Here is a 17930-nt window from a genome sequence, read left to right on the forward strand (position 1 = left end):
GACCGACTGCCATGGAAGTATCCCGCACCCGGGCCCTGCGCGGCCCGAACCTCTGGAGCCGCCACATGGCCATCGAAGCCCTGGTGCGCTGCGCGCAGACCGAGTGCGCCGTGGGCCGGATGAGCGGCTTCGAAGCCCGGCTGCGCGCCCTGTTCCCCGCGATCGGCGTGCTCCACCCCGAGGGCGGCGACGGTGACATCTCGCTGGCGCACGTGCTGCAGGCCGCCGCGCTCGCGTTGCAGGCGCAGGCGGGCTGCCCGGTGAGCTTTGCGCGCACCACGCAGACCACCGACGCGGGCGTGTTCCAGGTCGTCGTCGAGTACAGCGAGGAGACCGTCGGCCGCCAGGCGTTCGACGACGCGCAGCGGCTCATCCGCGCAGCGCTTGGCGACGGCCTGTTCGACGCCGCCCGGGCGGTCGCGGAACTGCGCGAACGCGACGAGGACGAGCGCCTGGGCCCGAGCACCGGCGCCATCGTGCAGGCCGCCGTGGCCCGTGGCATCCCCTACCGCCGCCTGACCCATGGCAGTCTGGTGCAGTTTGGCTGGGGCTCCCGGCAGCGCCGCATCCAGGCCGCCGAAATCGACGCCACCAGCGCCGTCGCCGAATCCATCGGCCAGGACAAGCACCTGACCAAGTGCCTGCTGCACGCCGCCGGTGTTCCCGTTCCGCTGGGCGAGCCGGTGGCGAGCGTGGAGCAGGCTTGGGAGGTGGCGTGCAAGGTGGGCCTGCCCGTGGTGCTCAAACCGCAGGACGGCAACCAGGGCAAGGGCGTGACGGTGAACGTCGGCGACCGCGCCCAGCTCGAGGCCGCTTACGGCACCGCCGCCGAATACGGCGCGGTGATGGTCGAGCGCTTCCTGCCCGGTCACGATTACCGCCTGCTGGTGGTCGGCGGACAGCTGGTGGCCGCGGCGCGCCGCGACCCGCCGCAGGTGCTCGGCGACGGCCGGCACACGGTGCGCGAACTGGTTGACACGCTGAACCAGGACCCGCGCCGCGGCACGGGCCACGCCACCGCGCTGACGAAGGTCCGCCTCGACGACATCGCCCTGGCCCGCCTGGCCCTGCAGGGCCTGACCCCGGACTGCGTTGCGGCCAAGGGCCAGCGCGTCATCCTGCGCAACAACGCGAACCTGTCCACGGGCGGCAGCGCCACCGACGTCACCGACGACGTGCACCCCGAAGTCGCCGCGCGCGCCGTGGCCGCGGCGCAGATGGTGGGCCTGCACATCTGCGGCGTGGACATGGTCGCCGAGACCGTTCTGCGCCCGCTCGAAGAGCAGGGCGGCGGCTTCGTCGAGGTGAACGCCGCCCCCGGACTGCGCATGCACCTGGCCCCCTCCTACGGCAAGCCGCGCAACGTCGGGCAGGCCATGGTCGATCGCCTCTACGCGCCGGGCGACGACGGCCGCATTCCCGTGGTGGCGGTCACCGGAACCAACGGCAAGACCACCACGGCGCGCCTCATCGCGCACCTGTTCACGGCGCATGGCCTGCGCGTGGGAATGACGAACACCGACGGCGTGTACGTGAACGGCCGGCAGATCGACGACGGCGACTGCAGCGGCCCGAAGAGCGCGCGCAACGTGCTGCTGCACCCCGAGGTCGATGCGGCAGTGTTCGAGACCGCGCGCGGCGGAATCCTGCGCGAGGGACTGGGCTTCGACCGCTGCCAGGTCGCCGTGGTGACCAACGTCGGCGCCGGCGACCACCTGGGGCTGAACTACATCACCACGGTGGAAGACCTGGCCGTCCTCAAGCGCGTGATCGTGCAGAACGTGGCCGCAACCGGCTACGCCGTGCTCAACGCCGCCGACCCCATCGTCGCCGCGATGGCCCCGGCCTGCCCCGGCAAGGTGATCTACTTTGCCAGCGACCGGCACCACCCGGTCATGGTCACGCACCGCACGCAGGGGCAGCGCAGCGTGTACGTCGATGGCGACGCCATCGTCGCGTCCGAAGGGTCGTGGCGCGAAACCATGCAACTGCGCGACATGCCGATCACGCGCAACGGCCGGATTGCCTTCCAGGTCGAGAACGTCATGGCCGCCGTGGCCGCCGCCTGGGGCGTGGGTCTGCCGTGGCAGACCCTGCGCCGGGGCCTGTCAGGCTTTGTGAACGACAGCGACAACGCGCCCGGGCGCTTCAACGTCATGGACTACCGGGGCGCGACCGTGATCGCCGACTACGGCCACAACCCCGACGCCATGCGCGCGCTCGTCTGCGCCGTGGACGCGCTGCCCGCAAGGCAGCGCAGCGTGGTGATCAGCGGCGCGGGCGATCGCCGCGACGAAGACCTGCGTGTGCAGACCGAAATTTTGGGTGCCGCGTTCGACACGGTCATCCTCTACCAGGACGCAGCGCAGCGCGGGCGCGCCGACGGCGAGGTGATGGTGCTGCTGCGCCAAGGCCTGGCGGACGCCGCGCGCGTGCGCCACGTCGAGGAAATCCACGGCGAGTTCAGCGCCATCGACGCCGCGCTCGCGCGCTTGCAGCCGGGCGACCTGTGCCTGGTGCTGATCGACCAGGTGGCGCAGGCGCTCGAGCACCTGACCCGGCGCTGCGCCGAGGCCGGCGTGACGGCCTGACGGCCTGACATCCGCCGCCGGTCCCGAACGCCAGGCGGCCGGCGGCGTTTGTCCGGCCGCCTTAGTCGGCCGCCGCGTCGGTGACCGTCATGCTGCTGCCGTCCGGCTCGGGGGCTTGCGCCTGGGCGGCCATTTCGGCGGCCTCGGCGTCGGCGATGGCGCGGCGTTCGGCGTCGTCCATGGCGTCCTTGGCCTTGCGCGCCTGGTGGTAGGCCAGGCCCGTTCCGGCGGGGATCAGGCGCCCCACGATGACGTTCTCCTTGAGTCCGCGCAGCTCGTCGCGCTTGCCCATGATCGCTGCCTCGGTGAGCACGCGCGTGGTTTCCTGGAACGACGCGGCGGAGATGAACGAGTCGGTGGACAGCGAGGCCTTGGTGATGCCGAGCAGCAGGTTGCTGTAGGTCGCGGGGATCTTGCCCGCGGCGAGCAGCGCCTCGTTGGTGTTCAGGATCTCCGAGCGCTCGACCTGTTCACCGTTGATGTACTGCGACTCGCCGGCGTTCTCGACGACGACGCGGCGCAGCATCTGGCGCACGATCACCTCGATGTGCTTGTCGTTGATCTTTACGCCCTGCAGGCGGTACACGTCCTGCACCTCGTCGACGATGTAGCGCGAGAGCTCTTCGATTCCCAGCAGGCGCAGGATGTCCTGCGGATCGGCGGGGCCGTCAACGATGGATTCGCCCTTGTTCACCACCTGGCCTTCGTGCACCAGGATGTTCTTTTCCTTGGGAACCAGCTCTTCGAACACATGGCCCTCGGGGTCGGTGATCTGCAACCGGACCTTGCCCTTGGTTTCCTTGCCGAACGACACGGTGCCGGTCATCTCCGCGAGCGTGCCCTTGTCCTTGGGCGTGCGGGCTTCGAACAGCTCGGCCACGCGGGGCAGACCGCCGGTGATGTCGCGCGTCTTCTGCCCTTCGACCGGGATGCGCGCGAGTACCTCGCCCGGGCCCACGTCCTGGCCGTCGCGCACCTGGATCAGCGAGCCGACCGGAAAGCCTATGGTCACCGAGTGGTCGGTGCCCGGGATCTTCACCTCGTTGCCCTGCGCGTCGATGAGCTTGACCTGCGGGCGCACGACCTTGGCGGCGCCGCGGCGCTTGGGATCGATCACGACCAGCGTTGACAGACCCGTCACGTCGTCGAGCTGGCGCGCCACCGTGAGTCCTTCTTCGACGTTTTCAAACTTCGTGCGGCCGGCGAACTCGGTGATGATCGGGCGCGTCAGCGGATCCCAGGTGGCAAGAACGGTTCCCGCCTTGACGCTCTGGTCGGCCTTGGCGGTGAGCGTTGCGCCATACGGCAGCTTGTGGCGCTCGCGCTCGCGGCCATGCTCGTCGTGGATGATGATTTCCCCCGAACGGGCGATCACCACCAGCTCGCCCTTGGTGTTGCTCACGTAGCGCATCGTCGCGTTGAAGCCGATCACGCCGTTGGACCGGGCTTCCACGCTGGACGCAATCGCCGCGCGCGAGGCCGCGCCGCCGATGTGGAAGGTGCGCATGGTCAGCTGCGTTCCGGGCTCGCCGATGGACTGGGCGGCGATCACGCCCACGGCTTCGCCGAGGTTGATCAGGCCGCCACGGCCCAGGTCGCGGCCATAGCATTTGGCGCACAGGCCGTAGCGGGTCTCGCAGGTCAGCGCGGTGCGCACCTTCACTTCATCGACGCCGGCGGCCTGGAGCTCTTCGATGAGGTCTTCGTCGAACATCGCGCCCGCCGGGAGCAGCACCGAGCGGTTCTCGGGGTGCAGCACGTCTTCGGCCGCAGTGCGGCCCAGGATGCGGTCGCGCAGCGATTCGATCACCTCGCCGCCTTCGACGATGGCGCGCATCAGCGAACCATTCGTGGTCTCGCAGTCTTCCTCGGTCACGACCAAGTCCTGCGTCACGTCCACCAGGCGGCGCGTCAGGTAGCCCGAGTTCGCGGTCTTGAGCGCCGTGTCGGCCAGGCCCTTGCGCGCGCCGTGCGTGGAGATGAAGTACTCCAGCACGTTCAGACCTTCGCGGAAGTTCGCGGTGATCGGCGTCTCGATGATCGATCCGTCCGGCTTCGCCATCAGGCCCCGCATTCCGGCGACCTGGCGGATCTGCGCGGGAGAGCCGCGGGCGCCCGAGTCGGACATCATGTAGATCGAGTTGAAGGACTCCTGCGAGACCTCGTTGCCATGGCGGTCGATGACCTGTTCCTTGGAGAGCCGGGCCATCATCGCCTTGGAGACTTCGTCGCCGGCCTTGCCCCAGATGTCCACCACCTTGTTGTAGCGCTCGCCCGAGGTGACCAGACCGGAGATGTACTGCTGCTCGATCTCCTTGACCTCCTTCTCCGAGCGCTCGATGATCGCGGCCTTTTGCGGCGGCACCAGCATGTCGTCGATGGCGATCGAGATTCCCGCGCGCGTGGCCAGGTGGAAGCCGTTTTGCAGCAGCCTGTCGGCAAACACCACGGTTTCCTTGAGCCCGCATTTGCGGAACGAGACGTTGATCAGGCGCGAGATTTCCTTCTTCTTGAGCGCCTTGTTGATGTGCGAAAACGGCAGGCCCCGGGGCAGGATTTCGGACAACAGGGCCCGGCCCGCCGTGGTTTCCACGAGCGCGGTCGAGGCGACGAGTTCGCCGCTTTCCTTGTTCCTGATCCACTCGGTCAGGCGCACGGTGATGCGCGCGGCGAGTTCCAGCTCGTTTGCGTCGAACGCGCGCTGTACCTCGCCCGTGTCGGCAAACACCAGTCCCTCGCCCTTGCCGTTGATGCGCTCGCGGGTGGCGTAGTACAGGCCGAGCACCACGTCCTGCGAGGGCACGATGGAGGGCTCGCCCGAGGCCGGCAGCAGCACGTTGTTCGAGGCCAGCATCAGCGTGCGCGCTTCCATCTGCGCCTCCACCGACAGCGGGACGTGGACGGCCATCTGGTCGCCGTCGAAGTCGGCGTTGAACGCCGAGCAGACCAGCGGGTGCAGCTGGATCGCCTTGCCCTCGATGAGGATCGGCTCGAAAGCCTGGATTCCCATGCGGTGCAGCGTGGGCGCGCGGTTGAGCATCACCGGGTGTTCCTTGATGACCTCTTCCAGGATGTCCCAGACCACGGGCGTTCCGGATTCGACCTCCTTCTTCGCCGCCTTGATCGTCGTGGCGATTCCCATGGCCTCCAGGCGCGAGAAGATGAAGGGCTTGAACAGCTCCAGCGCCATCAGCTTGGGCAGACCGCATTGGTGCAGCTTGAGCGTCGGGCCCACGGTGATCACGGAACGGCCCGAGTAGTCCACGCGCTTGCCCAGCAGGTTCTGGCGGAAACGGCCGCTCTTGCCCTTGATCATGTCGGCCAGCGACTTGAGCGCGCGCTTGTTCGCGCCCGTCATGGCCTTGCCGCGGCGGCCGTTGTCCAGCAGCGAATCGACGGCCTCCTGCAGCATGCGCTTTTCGTTGCGCGCGATGATCTCCGGGGCCTTGAGTTCCAGCAGGCGGCGCAGGCGGCTGTTGCGGTTGATGACGCGGCGGTACAGATCGTTCAGGTCGGAGGTCGCAAAGCGCCCGCCGTCGAGCGGCACCAGCGGACGCAGGTCCGGCGGCAGCACGGGAAGCACCTCCAGCACCATCCACTCGGGCTTGATCCCGGACTTCTTGAACGCTTCGAGAACTTTCAGGCGCTTGGTGTTTTTCTTGACCTTGACCTCGGAGCCGGTCAGGTCGCCGCGCAGGCGCTCGATCGACAGCTCGATGTCTATCGATTCGAGCAGGTCCTTGATGCCTTCGGCGCCCATCTTGGCGATGAATTCGTCGCCGAATTCCTTGCGTTTGGCGTCGTAGTCGTCCTCGGACATGATGCTGAACTTCTTCAGCGTGGTCATTCCGGGGTCGGTCACCACGTAGGCTTCAAAGTACAGCACGCGCTCGATGTCGCGCAGCGTCATGTCGAGCACCATGCCCAGGCGCGAGGGCAGCGACTTCAGGAACCAGATGTGCGCGCAGGGAGCGGCCAGGTCGATGTGGCCCATGCGTTCGCGGCGCACCTTGGTCTGCGTGACCTCGACGCCGCATTTCTCGCAGATTACGCCGCGGTGCTTGAGGCGCTTGTACTTGCCGCACAGGCATTCGTAGTCCTTGATGGGACCAAAAATCTTGGCGCAGAACAGGCCGTCGCGCTCGGGTTTGAAGGTGCGGTAGTTGATGGTTTCGGGCTTTTTCACCTCGCCGAAAGACCAGGAGTGGATTTTCTCGGGAGAGGCCAAGCCGATGCGGATGGCGTCGAAATGCTCATCCGGGGTGAATTGTTTGAACAGGTCGAGCAGCGATTTCATGGTGACTCTTTCCTTTTGCGCTCAAGCGCGTTCCAACTCGATGTCCAGGCCCAGGGAGCGGATTTCCTTGACCAGCACGTTGAACGATTCCGGCATCCCGGCTTCAATGGCGTGTTCGCCCTTGACGATGGACTCGTACACCTTGGTGCGGCCGGCCACGTCGTCGGACTTGACGGTGAGCATTTCCTGCAATACGTAGGAGGCGCCGTAGGCCTCCAGCGCCCAGACCTCCATCTCCCCGAAGCGCTGGCCGCCGAACTGCGCCTTGCCGCCCAGCGGTTGCTGCGTGACCAGCGAGTAGGGGCCGGTGGAGCGCGCGTGCATCTTGTCGTCGACCAGGTGGTGCAGTTTCAGGTAATGCATGTAGCCGATGGTCGTGGGGCGTTCGAAGCGGTCGCCGCTGCGGCCGTCGTACAGATACGCCTGCGTGCGGCTGGGCGTCAGGCCCTTGCGCCGGGCAATCTCGTCCGGGTACGCGAGCGCGAGCATGTCCTTGATCTCCGCTTCCGAAGCGCCGTCGAAAACGGGGGTCGCGTAGGGCACGCCTTGCTGGAGGTTGGCGGCCATGGACAGCAGGTCTGCATCGCTCAGTTGCGTGAGGTCCTCCTTGCGCCCCCGGGAGTTGTAGACCTCCTCCAGGAAGCTGCGCAACTCGGACACCTTGGCCTGCTGCTGCAGCAGGTCGCCGATGCGCTGGCCAATGCCTTTTCCGGCCCAGCCCAGGTGGACCTCGAGCACCTGGCCGATGTTCATGCGCGAAGGCACGCCCAGCGGGTTCAGGACGATGTCGGCCGGGGTGCCGTCGGCCATGTAGGGCATGTCCTCGACCGGAACGATCTTCGAGACCACGCCCTTGTTGCCGTGGCGGCCGGCCATCTTGTCGCCCGGTTGCAGGCGGCGCTTGACCGCCAGGTAGACCTTGACCATCTTGAGCACGCCGGCGGGCAGTTCGTCGCCCTGCGTGAGCTTCTTGCGCTTTTCCTCGAAGCCCAGGTCGAAGCCGTGGCGCGTCTGCTCCAGGGCGTTCTTGATCGATTCGAGCTGCGCCGCGACCTCGTCTTCCGCCGGGCGGATGTCGAACCAGTGGAACTTCTCCACCGTCGCCAGGTAGGCCCTGTCGATCTGCGCGCCCTTGGCCAGCTTGTGCGGGCCACCGTTGGCCACGCGGCCGGTGAGCAGCTTCTCGATGCGGTCGAAGGCGTCGGCCTCGACGATGCGCAACTGGTCGTTCAGGTCCAGGCGAAAGCGCTTGAGCTCGTCGTCGATGATTTGCTGGGCGCGCTTGTCGCGCGGTATGCCCTCGCGCGTGAACACCTGCACGTCGATCACGATTCCCTGCGAGCCCTGGTCCACGCGCAACGAGGTGTCCTTCACGTCGGACGCTTTCTCGCCAAAGATCGCGCGCAGCAGCTTCTCTTCGGGCGTGAGCGTGGTCTCGCCCTTGGGCGTGACCTTGCCCACCAGCGTATCGCCGGGCTGGACTTCGGCGCCCACGTAGATGATTCCCGATTCGTCCAGGCGGTTGAGCTGCTGCTCCGAGAGGTTCGGGATGTCACGCGTGATTTCTTCGGCGCCCAGCTTGGTGTCGCGCGCCATCACGACGAGTTCCTCGATGTGGATCGAGGTGTAGCGGTCCTGCGCCACCACGCGCTCGGAGATCAGGATCGAGTCCTCGTAGTTGTAGCCGTTCCAGGGCATGAAGGCGATCAGCATGTTCTGGCCGATGGCGATCTCGCCGAGGTCCGTTGACGCGCCGTCGGCGATCACGTCGCCCTTGACCAGCCGGTCGCCCTTCTTGACGATGGGGCGCTGGTGGATGTTGGTGTTCTGGTTCGAGCGCTGGTATTTGATGAGGCTGTAGATGTCCACCCCCACTTCGCCGGCAGCGGCCTCGGCGTCGTTGACGCGCACCACGATGCGCGTGGCGTCAACGTAGTCGACGATGCCGCCGCGCGTCGCCGTGACCACGGTTCCCGAGTCCACCGCGGCCACGCGCTCGATCCCCGTTCCCACCAGCGGTTTTTCGGGGCGCAGCACGGGAACGGCCTGGCGCGACATGTTCGCGCCCATCAGCGCGCGGTTCGCGTCATCGTGCTCCAGGAACGGAACCAGCGAGGCCGCGACCGAAACGATCTGCGCGGGAGAGACGTCCATGTACTGCACGCGGTCCGCAGCACAGAGGATCGATTCGCCCTTTTCGCGCGCCGAGACCAGCTCCCCGGTCAGGTGGCCGTCCTTGTCGAGCACCGCGTTCGCCTGGGCGATCACGTACTTGCCTTCTTCGATCGCCGAGAGGTAGTCGATGTCGTTGCTCACCTTCGCGCCGACCACGCGGCGGTAAGGCGTCTCGATGAAGCCGTACTCGTTCAGGCGCGCGTACAGCGCCAGCGAGTTGATCAGGCCGATGTTCGGGCCTTCGGGCGTTTCGATCGGGCACACACGCCCGTAGTGCGTCACGTGCACGTCGCGCACCTCGAAGCCGGCGCGCTCGCGCGTCAACCCCCCCGGGCCGAGCGCGGAAACCCGGCGCTTGTGCGTGATCTCGGCCAGCGGGTTGGTCTGGTCCATGAACTGCGACAGCTGCGAGGCGCCGAAGAACTCCTTGAGCGCCGCGGAAATCGGCTTCGAGTTGATCAGGTCGTGCGGCATCAGCGGCTCTTGCTCGGCCTGACCCAGACGTTCCTTGACCGCCTTTTCGATGCGCGCCAGACCGGTGCGGTACTGGTTCTCGGCGAGTTCACCCACGCAGCGCACGCGGCGGTTGCCCAGGTGATCGATGTCGTCCACCTCGCCATGGCCGTTGCGCAGATCGACGAGGATCTTCACCACGGCCAGGATGTCCTCGTTGGAGAGCACCATCGCGCCGGTGGATTCTGCGCGGCCGATCTTGGCGTTGAACTTCATGCGCCCCACGCGCGACAGGTCGTAGGTATCGGGGTTGTAGAACAGGCGCTGGAACAGGGCCTGCACTGCGTCCTCGGTCGGCGGCTCGCCGGGGCGCATCATGCGGTAGATGGCCACGCGCGCGGCGAATTCGTCCTGCGTGTCGTCGGTGCGCAGGGTCTGCGAGATGTACGGCCCCTGATCGAGTTCGTTGGTGTAGATGCACTGCACGTCCGGCACCCCCGCGCCGCGCAGTTTCTTGAGCAGAGCCTCGGTCAGCTCGTCGTTCGCCTTGGCGAGGATTTCGCCGGTGTCCGCATCGACGATGCCGCGCGCCACGATGCGGCCGACGAGGAAGTCCTCGGGAACGCTGACGTGCGTGGTGCCCGACTGCTCGAGTTCGCGGATGTGGCGCACGGTGACGCGCTTGTCCTTGGCCACGATGACCTTGCCGGACTTGTCGGTGATGTCGAAACGGGCCACTTCGCCGCGCAGGCGCTCGGCAACGAATTCCATTTGCGCGCCGCTGTCCATCAGGCGGAAGCTGTCGTTCACGAAGAAGTTCGCCAGGATCGATTCCGGGTTCAGACCGATGGCCTTGAGCAGGATCGTGACCGGCATCTTGCGGCGGCGATCGACGCGAAAGTACAGCAGGTCCTTGGGGTCGAACTCGAAGTCGAGCCAGGAACCGCGGTAGGGAATGATGCGCGCCGAGAACAGCAGCTTGCCCGAACTGTGGCCCTTGCCCTTGTCGTGTTCGAAGAACACGCCGGGCGAGCGGTGCAGCTGCGAGACGATCACGCGCTCCGTGCCGTTGATGATGAACGAGCCCTTGTCGGTCATGAGCGGCACCTCGCCCATGTAGACCTCCTGCTCCTTGACCTCCTTGACCACCTTGGACTGCGTCGTCGAGGACTCGCGGTCGTAGATGATCAGCTGTACCTTGGCGCGCACCGCCGACGCATAGGTCAGCCCCCGCGTCTGGCACTCACGCACGTCGAATGCGGGCTTGGCCAGGTTGTACTCGGTGAAACGCATCTCCACGAAACCGTTGTGCGAGACGATGGGAAAGGCCGCGTCGAATGCCGCCTGAAGGCCCTCGACGCTTCTCTTCAGGGGGGCCGTGTCCGCCTGCAGGAAAGCGGTGTACGCGTCCTTTTGCATCTGCAGCAGATAAGGCACTTCGAGCACACTGTCGCGGGTGCCGAAGCTTTTGCGAATGCGTTTGCGTTCGGTGTAGGAATAGGCCATGAAATCTCCGGGCAAAGACATGCGTTCAGGGTCTTCGACGAATGACCCGCAAGGCCTGACGTCCCTGCGGGCTTGGCGGTTGGCCACTACCAACCATGGCGGACGGTGATGCGTTGCACATCACCCGAACCAAGGCGCCTTCTGCTGTCGGGGGGATCAGAAGACACTCGAAAACCCCTGCGGGAGTTTTCGGCTGCGTTCTGAAAGCGGCGGGCCGGAGTCGCGGCGCAACCCCGGCCTGCCAAGACCGGATTACTTGATTTCCGCCTTGGCGCCGGCGTCCAGCAGTTTCTTGACTGCGGCTTCGGCGTCGGCCTTGGGAATGGCTTCCTTGACGTTCTTGGGCGCGCCATCGACCAGGTCCTTGGCCTCCTTGAGGCCCAGGCCGGTGATTTCGCGCACGGCCTTGATGACGGACACCTTGTTCGCGCCAGCCTCGTTGAGCACCACGTTGAATTCCGTCTGCTCTTCGGCAACGGGAGCGCCCGCGCCACCGCCAGCGGCCGCGGGAGCCGCCATGGCCGCAGCGCTCACGCCAAACTTCTCTTCAATGGCCTTGACCAGGTCATTGAGTTCCAGGACCGTCATGCCGTCGAGCGCGGTCAGAAATGCGTCTTTATCGAATGCCATTTTGATTTCCTAACAATTGGTTCACAGATGTTTCATGGATGGGGGTTCAGGCTTGTCCGGTCGCTCATGCGGCCACGGCCACGGCCTCGCCCTCGCCTTTTTTCGCCGCCAGCGCGCTGAGCACCACGGCGGTGCGGGAGATGGGCGACATCAGCAAGCCACACAGCTGAGCCAGCAGAACTTCCTTGGGAGGAATGTCCGCCAGCCGCTTCACGCCGTTGATGTCCAGGGCCTTGCCGCCGAAAGCGCCAGCACGAATCACCAGCTTGTCGTTGGTTTTCGCAAAGTCGGCCACCACCTTCGCGGCGGCCACGGCGTCTTCGGAGAAGCCATAGATCAGCGGGCCGGTCATCTGGTCGGCGACCACGTCGAACGCGCTGCCTGCCACGGCACGGCGCGCCAGGGTGTTCTTCAGAACACTCAGGCTCACGCCCTTGCCGCGCGCCTGCACGCGCAGTTTGGTCATGTCGGCGACCGTGATGCCACGGTATTCCGCGATCACCAGCGTTTGAGCTTTTGCGGCGAGGCGGGTCACTTCGCCGACGACCGCTTCTTTCTCACTGCGATTGAGACTCAAGGTCTACTCCTTAAATTGTGCCTTCGGGCCTGCGCCCTCGTGCACGCTCTGGTTGCAGCGACCAACTGTTTTGGAAACGGGTTCCATGTGCAGCGGGATCGCCATCTGCGCTGGCCTTGGAAAAGATTAAGTGCCCTTGCACACCAACGGTCTTGGATGGCCCGCAGCGGATTCCTCACCCGCTGCGGCCCACCGCATCGGGCCCGCTCTCATGCCGGACCCGAAGATTCCTCCTGCGCCATTGCGCGCAATCACACGGCAATGGATTGCGTATCGATGCGCACGCCAACGCCCATCGTCGACGACACCGCCACCTTGCGCAGGTACAGCCCCTTGCTTGATGCCGGCTTGGCCTTGTTCAGCGCGTCGATCAGCGCCGCCAGGTTGCCTTGCAGCTTTTCGCTGTCGAACGAGCGGCGACCGATCGTGCTGTGCACGATGCCGGTCTTGTTGGCACGAAACTGCACCTGACCCGCCTTGGCGTTCTTCACGGCCGTGGCCACGTCGGGGGTGACGGTCCCCACTTTGGGGTTGGGCATCAGGCCGCGCGGGCCCAGGATCTGACCCAGGGAACCCACGACGCGCATCGCGTCCGGAGCGGCGATCACGACGTCGAAAGGCATGTCGCCGGCCTTCACCCGGGCCGCCAGATCGTCCATGCCGACGATGTCTGCGCCCGCGGCCTGGGCTTCCTCGGCCCTTGCGCCCTGCGCGAACACGGCCACGCGGGTGGTCTTGCCGGTGCCGTTGGGCAGCACCACGGCGCCGCGCACCACTTGGTCCGACTTCTTGACGTCGATGCCAAGCTGCACGGCCACGTCGATGGATTCGTCGAATTTGGCGGTCGCGGCTTCCTTGACCAGGACCAGGGCGTCGGCAAAGCTGTACAGCTTGGTGCTATCGACCTTGCCCTCCAGGGCCTTTTGTTTTTTGGTCAGTTTGCTCATCACACGCCCTCCACCGTCACGCCCATGGAGCGTGCGGAGCCCGCCAAGGTACGCACCGCGGCGTCGATGCCCGAAGCATTCATGTCCTTGAGCTTGGTCTGGGCGATTTCTTCGAGCTGGGCGCGCGTGATCTTGCCGACCTTGTTGCTCAGCGCGCTCGCAGAGCCCTTTTCGAGCTTGATGGCCTTCTTGATCAGCGTCGTCGCCGGTGGCGTCTTGATGATGAAGGTAAAGCTCTTGTCCGCGAACGCCGTGATCACCACGGGCAGCGGCAGGCCCGGCTCGACACCCTGGGTCTGCGCGTTGAACGCCTTGCAGAACTCCATGATGTTGAGACCGCGCTGGCCCAGTACGGGACCAATCGGTGGGGATGGGTTGGCCTTACCAGCTGGCACTTGCAGCTTGATGAAGCCGACGATTTTCTTCGCCATATGTTTGCTCCTTGCGGGTCATGACGCCTGCGCCGCAATGCGGCGACCGGCTCCCCGGGGTTGACGACTCAACTGCCACGATGTCCGCACCGAGTCGAAAAGTGCGGCATCCAACTTGGGGGTCAGGTTTTCTCGACCTGACCGAATTCCAGTTCCACCGGCGTGGAGCGACCGAAGATCATCACGGAGACGCGCACGCGGCTCTTTTCGTAATTCACCTCTTCGACCGAGCCGTTGAAGTCCGTGAACGGACCTTCCTTGACGCGCACCAGCTCACCCACCATGAATTCGATCTTGTGGCGCGGCTTGTCGGTGCCTTCCTGCATCTGGCTGACGATCTTTTGCACCTCGTCTTCGGAGATGGGCGCGGGGCGGTTCTTCGCACCGCCGACGAAACCGGTCACCTTGTTGGTTTGCTTGACCAAATGCCAGGTGTCGTCGTCCATGACCATTTCCACGAACACGTAGCCGGGGAACAGGCGCCGCTCCGTCGTCTTGCGCTGGCCGCTCTTGACTTCGATGACTTCCTCGGTCGGCACCAGGATGCGGCCGAACTTGTCCTGCATTCCCGAACGGCTGATGCGCTCCTGGATATTGCGCTCCACGGCCTTCTCCATTCCCGAGTAGGCGTGGACGATGTACCAGCGCAGGTCGGGATTTGCCAAAGCGCCTGCAGAGGCTTGGGCCCCCGTGAATTCGGCCGCGGTCGTCATGACTTTTTCCATCCCAAAATCAGGTCGTACAGGATCCATTCCAGCGTCTTGTCGGTGAGCCACAGGAACAGCGCCATGACCACCGCGAAGGCAAACACGTAGGCCGTGATCTGCAGGGCCTCCTTGCGCGTCGGCCAGACGACCTTTCTGACTTCGCGCCACGCGTCGCGTGCAAAGGCCACGAACTGACGGCCGGGTTCCGAGACCAGAAAAACGCCCGCAGCCGCGATCAGCCCGCCGCCCAGCGCGGCCCACTGCACGAGCGCGCCCTGCCGGCCGAGCAGGTAAAACCCCGCAACCGACGCAAGGACCAAGGCGAACACTGCAGCGAGCTTGGCCTTGTCTGCGCCTGTATTGACAGTTTCAACCGGTGAAGTGGCCATCTTTGCGTTATTTCCTGCTTGCGATTTCATGGCGCCGATCAAGACACCGAAGCCCGCCAATATCTGGCGGGCTCTCGTTCTGTGCCACATTCAGGTGGCAGGGGCAGTAGGAATTGAACCTACAACCTTCGGTTTTGGAGACCGACGCTCTGCCAATTGAGCTATGCCCCTGTATGCCCTCTCTCTGTCAGGCGATGATCTTGGCCACGACGCCCGCGCCCACGGTGCGCCCGCCTTCGCGGATTGCGAAGCGCAGGCCTTCTTCCATGGCGATGGGGTTGATCAGCTTCACGGTGATCGAGACGTTGTCGCCCGGCATGACCATTTCCTTGTCCGCCGGCAACTCGATGGCGCCGGTCACGTCGGTCGTGCGAAAGTAGAACTGCGGGCGGTAGTTGTTGAAGAACGGCGTGTGGCGTCCGCCCTCGTCCTTGCTCAGAACGTAGACCTCGGCGGTGAAATGGGTGTGCGGCTTGATCGATCCGGGCTTGCACAGCACCTGGCCGCGTTCCACGTCCTCGCGCTTGGTGCCGCGCAGCAGCAGGCCGACGTTGTCCCCGGCCTGGCCCTGGTCGAGCAGCTTGCGGAACATTTCCACGCCCGTACAGGTGGTTTTCTGCGTGTCGCGGATGCCGACGATTTCGATTTCCTCGCCGACCTTGATGACGCCGCGCTCGATGCGCCCGGTGACCACGGTGCCGCGGCCGGAGATCGAGAACACGTCTTCCACGGGCATCAGGAAGCTGCCGTCGATGGCGCGCTCGGGCGTGGGGATGTAGCTGTCCAGGGCCTCGGCGAGCTTCATGATCGCCTCTTCACCCTGCGGCCCCTTGTCGCCCTCGAGCGCGAGCTTGGCCGAGCCGCGGATGATCGGGGTGGAGTCGCCGGGGAAGTCGTACTTGTCGAGCAGTTCGCGCACTTCCATCTCGACGAGTTCGAGCAGTTCCTCGTCGTCGACCATGTCGCACTTGTTCAGGAACACGATGATGTAGGGAACGCCGACCTGGCGTGCGAGCAGGATGTGCTCGCGCGTCTGCGGCATCGGGCCGTCGGCGGCCGAGCACACCAGGATGGCGCCGTCCATCTGCGCGGCGCCGGTGATCATGTTCTTCACGTAGTCCGCGTGGCCGGGGCAGTCCACGTGCGCGTAGTGGCGGTTGGCCGTCTCGTATTCCACGTGCGCGGTGTTGATCGTGATGCCGCGGGCTTTTTCCTCGGGGGCTGCGTCGATCTGGTCGTAGGCCTTGGCCTCGCCGCCGAACTTGGTAGACAGCACGGTGGCGATGGCTGCCGTGAGCGTCGTCTTGCCATGGTCCACGTGACCGATCGTCCCCACGTTGACGTGGGGCTTGGTGCGTTCGAATTTTCCTTTTGCCATTCTTCCGACTCCGAAAAAACCTATACCGATACAAAAAAACCGGCGCAACCCGAACCGGACGCACCTGAAACTGGTGCCCATGGCGGGAATCGGACCCGCGACCTCTCCCTTACCAAGGGAGTGCTCTGCCACTGAGCCACATGGGCGACTTGGCTCGCCGCTTGCGCGGCGGCAAAAATTTCAACTCGACAAACCAGCACGGCGTGCAAAATGGAGCGGGAGACGGGGATCGAACCCGCGTCATTAGCTTGGAAGGCTAGGGTTCTACCATTGAACTACTCCCGCATCGGTCCCCGCGCGCGCTGGTGGAGGGGACTGGATTCGAACCAGTGTAGGCGTGAAGCCAACAGATTTACAGTCTGCCCCCTTTAGCCACTCGGGCACCCCTCCGAAGAATCCTGGATTCTAGCACCAGTCTTTGCCCATTCGGAAAGCGGCTCCTTGCCGGCTTCCCGTTTCCTTTGAATGGCTACCGCAGCGCACCAGCACGCCCACGGTCAGAGCGGGTCTTCAAGGCGCAGCGAACGGGGCCTGGGCCCCGGGCGTCGGTCGCTGGCGTGGATAATGCTGCGTCGCAAGCCCCATGGCGCAAAGGGTTTGCCCGGTTGCGGCGGACGCAGGCCGCACACGCCAAGGGTAAACACGGGGCAGGCACTTTGTATGATTGCGCGCATAAACGGCATGGGAGTTTCACGGCGGCGACAAACACAGCCTGCGGCGCGGCCGGGTGGGTTGCGGTTGCCCCTGCCTTGGCAGGCCCTGCGGTGCCGACGCCCCACCGACCAGTCCCGTTCTGACCAATTTTTCAACACAAGGAGATCGCTATGAAAAAACAATGGATCGCGCTTGCCGTGACCGCCCTGGTCGCAAGCAGCGCCTTCGCCCAAGCCAACGACACCCTGGCCAAGATAAAGGCATCGGGCAGCGTGACGCTGGGCGTGCGCGAGTCCTCGGGGCTTTCCTACACGCTGGGCAATGGCAAGTACGTGGGCTTTCACACCGAGATGGGCGAGCGCATCCTGCTCGACGTCCAGAAGCAACTGGGTCTGGCCAAGCTGGAAACCAAGTACCAGCCCGTGACCTCGCAGAACCGCATTCCGCTGGTGAGCAATGGCACCGTCGATCTGGAATGTGGCTCCACCACGAACAACGCCGGGCGCCAAAAGGACGCGGCCTTTGCCGTGACCACCTATGTGGAAGAGGTGCGCATCGCAACCAAGGCCAATTCGGGAATCACCTCGATCAAGGACCTGAACGGCAAGACCGTGGCCGTCACCACGGGAACCACCTCGGTGCAGCACCTGCGCAAGCACGAGCGCGCCGGGGGCATCGAATTCAAGGAGGTCTTCGGCAAGGACCACGCCGACAGCTTCCTGATGCTGGAAACCGGCCGCGCCGACGTGTTCGTCATGGACGCATCGATCCTCGCGGGGAACATCTCCAAGTCCAAGGCGCCGGCTGACTACAAGATCGTCGGCGAGGTGCTGTCCGTGGAGCCCATCGCCTGCATGCTGCGCAAGGACGACCCCGGCTTCAAGAAGGCCGTGGACGACAGCATCAAGCGCCAGATCGCCGACGGCTCGCTGGCCAAGCTGTACGACAAATGGTTCATGCAGCCGATTCCTCCGACCAACACCACGATCGGCCTGCCCCTGTCCGACGCGACCAAGGCCGCCTGGGCCAACCCGAACGACAAGCCCATGGAAGACTACGTGAAGAAGTGATTTCTGGAAGACCGCGTTTCCGAACGCTTGACGCCCCTTCGGCCAGACCGGTTGTGGGGGTTTTCTCATTGGACGCGGGCTTGCGGCGAACGCGATAGCAGAAATCAGAGATCGAAGGGGGACGC

Annotated in this window: 11 protein-coding genes and 4 tRNA genes; 2 read left to right on the plus strand and 13 right to left on the minus strand. The window is 65.1% G+C overall.

Translation table 11 applies throughout. The annotated features are described in order from the left end of the window. The first annotated feature begins 11 nt into the window (after positions 1-11). Complete coding sequence (gene cphA / locus D5041_RS04305) at positions 12-2591, plus strand: cyanophycin synthetase (protein ID WP_265282346.1); 2580 nt, start codon at positions 12-14, stop codon at positions 2589-2591. A 61-nt stretch (positions 2592-2652) separates the two neighbouring features. Here cphA and rpoC read toward each other — a convergent pair whose 3' ends face one another. The 13 genes from rpoC to D5041_RS04370 all read right to left on the minus strand — a co-directional run bounded on the left by rpoC (position 2653) and on the right by D5041_RS04370 (position 16471). After that, positions 2653-6888: a DNA-directed RNA polymerase subunit beta' gene (gene rpoC / locus D5041_RS04310; RefSeq protein ID WP_010103851.1), complete on the minus strand. Its 4236-nt coding sequence runs from the start codon at positions 6886-6888 to the stop codon at positions 2653-2655. A 21-nt stretch (positions 6889-6909) separates the two neighbouring features. Beyond that, entirely contained in the window at positions 6910-11022 is a 4113-nt protein-coding gene (gene rpoB / locus D5041_RS04315) for a DNA-directed RNA polymerase subunit beta (RefSeq protein ID WP_265282656.1), read from the minus strand. 252 nt (positions 11023-11274) lie between these two features. After that, the gene (gene rplL / locus D5041_RS04320) at positions 11275-11652 is read right to left on the minus strand and encodes a 50S ribosomal protein L7/L12 (RefSeq protein WP_265258194.1); all 378 of its coding nucleotides are present in this window, start codon (positions 11650-11652) and stop codon (positions 11275-11277) included. 64 nt (positions 11653-11716) lie between these two features. Beyond that, on the minus strand, positions 11717-12229 hold the full coding sequence (rplJ, locus tag D5041_RS04325) for a 50S ribosomal protein L10 (protein WP_010103846.1): 513 nt from the start codon (positions 12227-12229) through the stop codon (positions 11717-11719). Positions 12230-12480: 251 nt separating this feature from the next. Next, complete coding sequence (rplA, locus tag D5041_RS04330; RefSeq protein WP_010103845.1) at positions 12481-13176, minus strand: 50S ribosomal protein L1; 696 nt, start codon at positions 13174-13176, stop codon at positions 12481-12483. Continuing rightward, on the minus strand, positions 13176-13607 hold the full coding sequence (gene rplK, locus D5041_RS04335; protein WP_010103844.1) for a 50S ribosomal protein L11: 432 nt from the start codon (positions 13605-13607) through the stop codon (positions 13176-13178). The genes rplA and rplK overlap by 1 nt, the downstream gene beginning before the upstream one ends. 122 nt (positions 13608-13729) lie before the next feature. Further along, on the minus strand, positions 13730-14320 hold the full coding sequence (gene nusG, locus D5041_RS04340) for a transcription termination/antitermination protein NusG (RefSeq protein ID WP_010103843.1): 591 nt from the start codon (positions 14318-14320) through the stop codon (positions 13730-13732). Next, the gene (gene secE / locus D5041_RS04345; protein WP_010103841.1) at positions 14317-14703 is read right to left on the minus strand and encodes a preprotein translocase subunit SecE; all 387 of its coding nucleotides are present in this window, start codon (positions 14701-14703) and stop codon (positions 14317-14319) included. The genes nusG and secE overlap by 4 nt, the downstream gene beginning before the upstream one ends. Before the next feature lie 95 nt (positions 14704-14798). Continuing rightward, positions 14799-14874: transfer RNA gene (locus D5041_RS04350), tRNA-Trp, on the minus strand. A 16-nt stretch (positions 14875-14890) separates the two neighbouring features. After that, positions 14891-16081 (minus strand): elongation factor Tu, encoded by a 1191-nt coding sequence (tuf, locus tag D5041_RS04355; RefSeq protein WP_265257091.1) that lies wholly within the window; start codon positions 16079-16081, stop codon positions 14891-14893. Positions 16082-16152: 71 nt separating this feature from the next. Beyond that, positions 16153-16227: transfer RNA gene (locus D5041_RS04360), tRNA-Thr, on the minus strand. Between the two features lie 65 nt (positions 16228-16292). Continuing rightward, positions 16293-16366 (minus strand) — tRNA-Gly (locus tag D5041_RS04365). Between the two features lie 18 nt (positions 16367-16384). Beyond that, a tRNA-Tyr gene (locus tag D5041_RS04370) sits at positions 16385-16471 on the minus strand. 434 nt (positions 16472-16905) lie between these two features. On the opposite strand from D5041_RS04370, the gene D5041_RS04375 reads away from it, so the two are divergent. Continuing rightward, entirely contained in the window at positions 16906-17805 is a 900-nt protein-coding gene (locus D5041_RS04375; protein WP_010103834.1) for a transporter substrate-binding domain-containing protein, read from the plus strand. The last annotated feature ends 125 nt before the right edge of the window (positions 17806-17930 follow it).

This window comes from Verminephrobacter aporrectodeae subsp. tuberculatae (assembly GCF_026127385.1).
Taxonomy (GTDB): Bacteria; Pseudomonadota; Gammaproteobacteria; order Burkholderiales; family Burkholderiaceae_C; genus Acidovorax; species Acidovorax aporrectodeae.

What these genes read in the sequence shown, in the direction of transcription:
- cphA (WP_265282346.1), top strand. Translation starts at nt 12, where the DNA reads ATGGAAGTATCCCGCACCCGGGCCCTGCGCGGCCCGAACCTCTGGAGC.
- rpoC (WP_010103851.1), bottom strand. Translation starts at nt 6,888, where the DNA reads ATGAAATCGCTGCTCGACCTGTTCAAACAATTCACCCCGGATGAGCAT.
- rpoB (WP_265282656.1), bottom strand. Translation starts at nt 11,022, where the DNA reads ATGGCCTATTCCTACACCGAACGCAAACGCATTCGCAAAAGCTTCGGC.
- rplL (WP_265258194.1), bottom strand. Translation starts at nt 11,652, where the DNA reads ATGGCATTCGATAAAGACGCATTTCTGACCGCGCTCGACGGCATGACG.
- rplA (WP_010103845.1), bottom strand. Translation starts at nt 13,176, where the DNA reads ATGAGCAAACTGACCAAAAAACAAAAGGCCCTGGAGGGCAAGGTCGAT.
- rplK (WP_010103844.1), bottom strand. Translation starts at nt 13,607, where the DNA reads ATGGCGAAGAAAATCGTCGGCTTCATCAAGCTGCAAGTGCCAGCTGGT.
- nusG (WP_010103843.1), bottom strand. Translation starts at nt 14,320, where the DNA reads ATGACGACCGCGGCCGAATTCACGGGGGCCCAAGCCTCTGCAGGCGCT.
- secE (WP_010103841.1), bottom strand. Translation starts at nt 14,703, where the DNA reads ATGGCCACTTCACCGGTTGAAACTGTCAATACAGGCGCAGACAAGGCC.
- tuf (WP_265257091.1), bottom strand. Translation starts at nt 16,081, where the DNA reads ATGGCAAAAGGAAAATTCGAACGCACCAAGCCCCACGTCAACGTGGGG.
- D5041_RS04375 (WP_010103834.1), top strand. Translation starts at nt 16,906, where the DNA reads ATGAAAAAACAATGGATCGCGCTTGCCGTGACCGCCCTGGTCGCAAGC.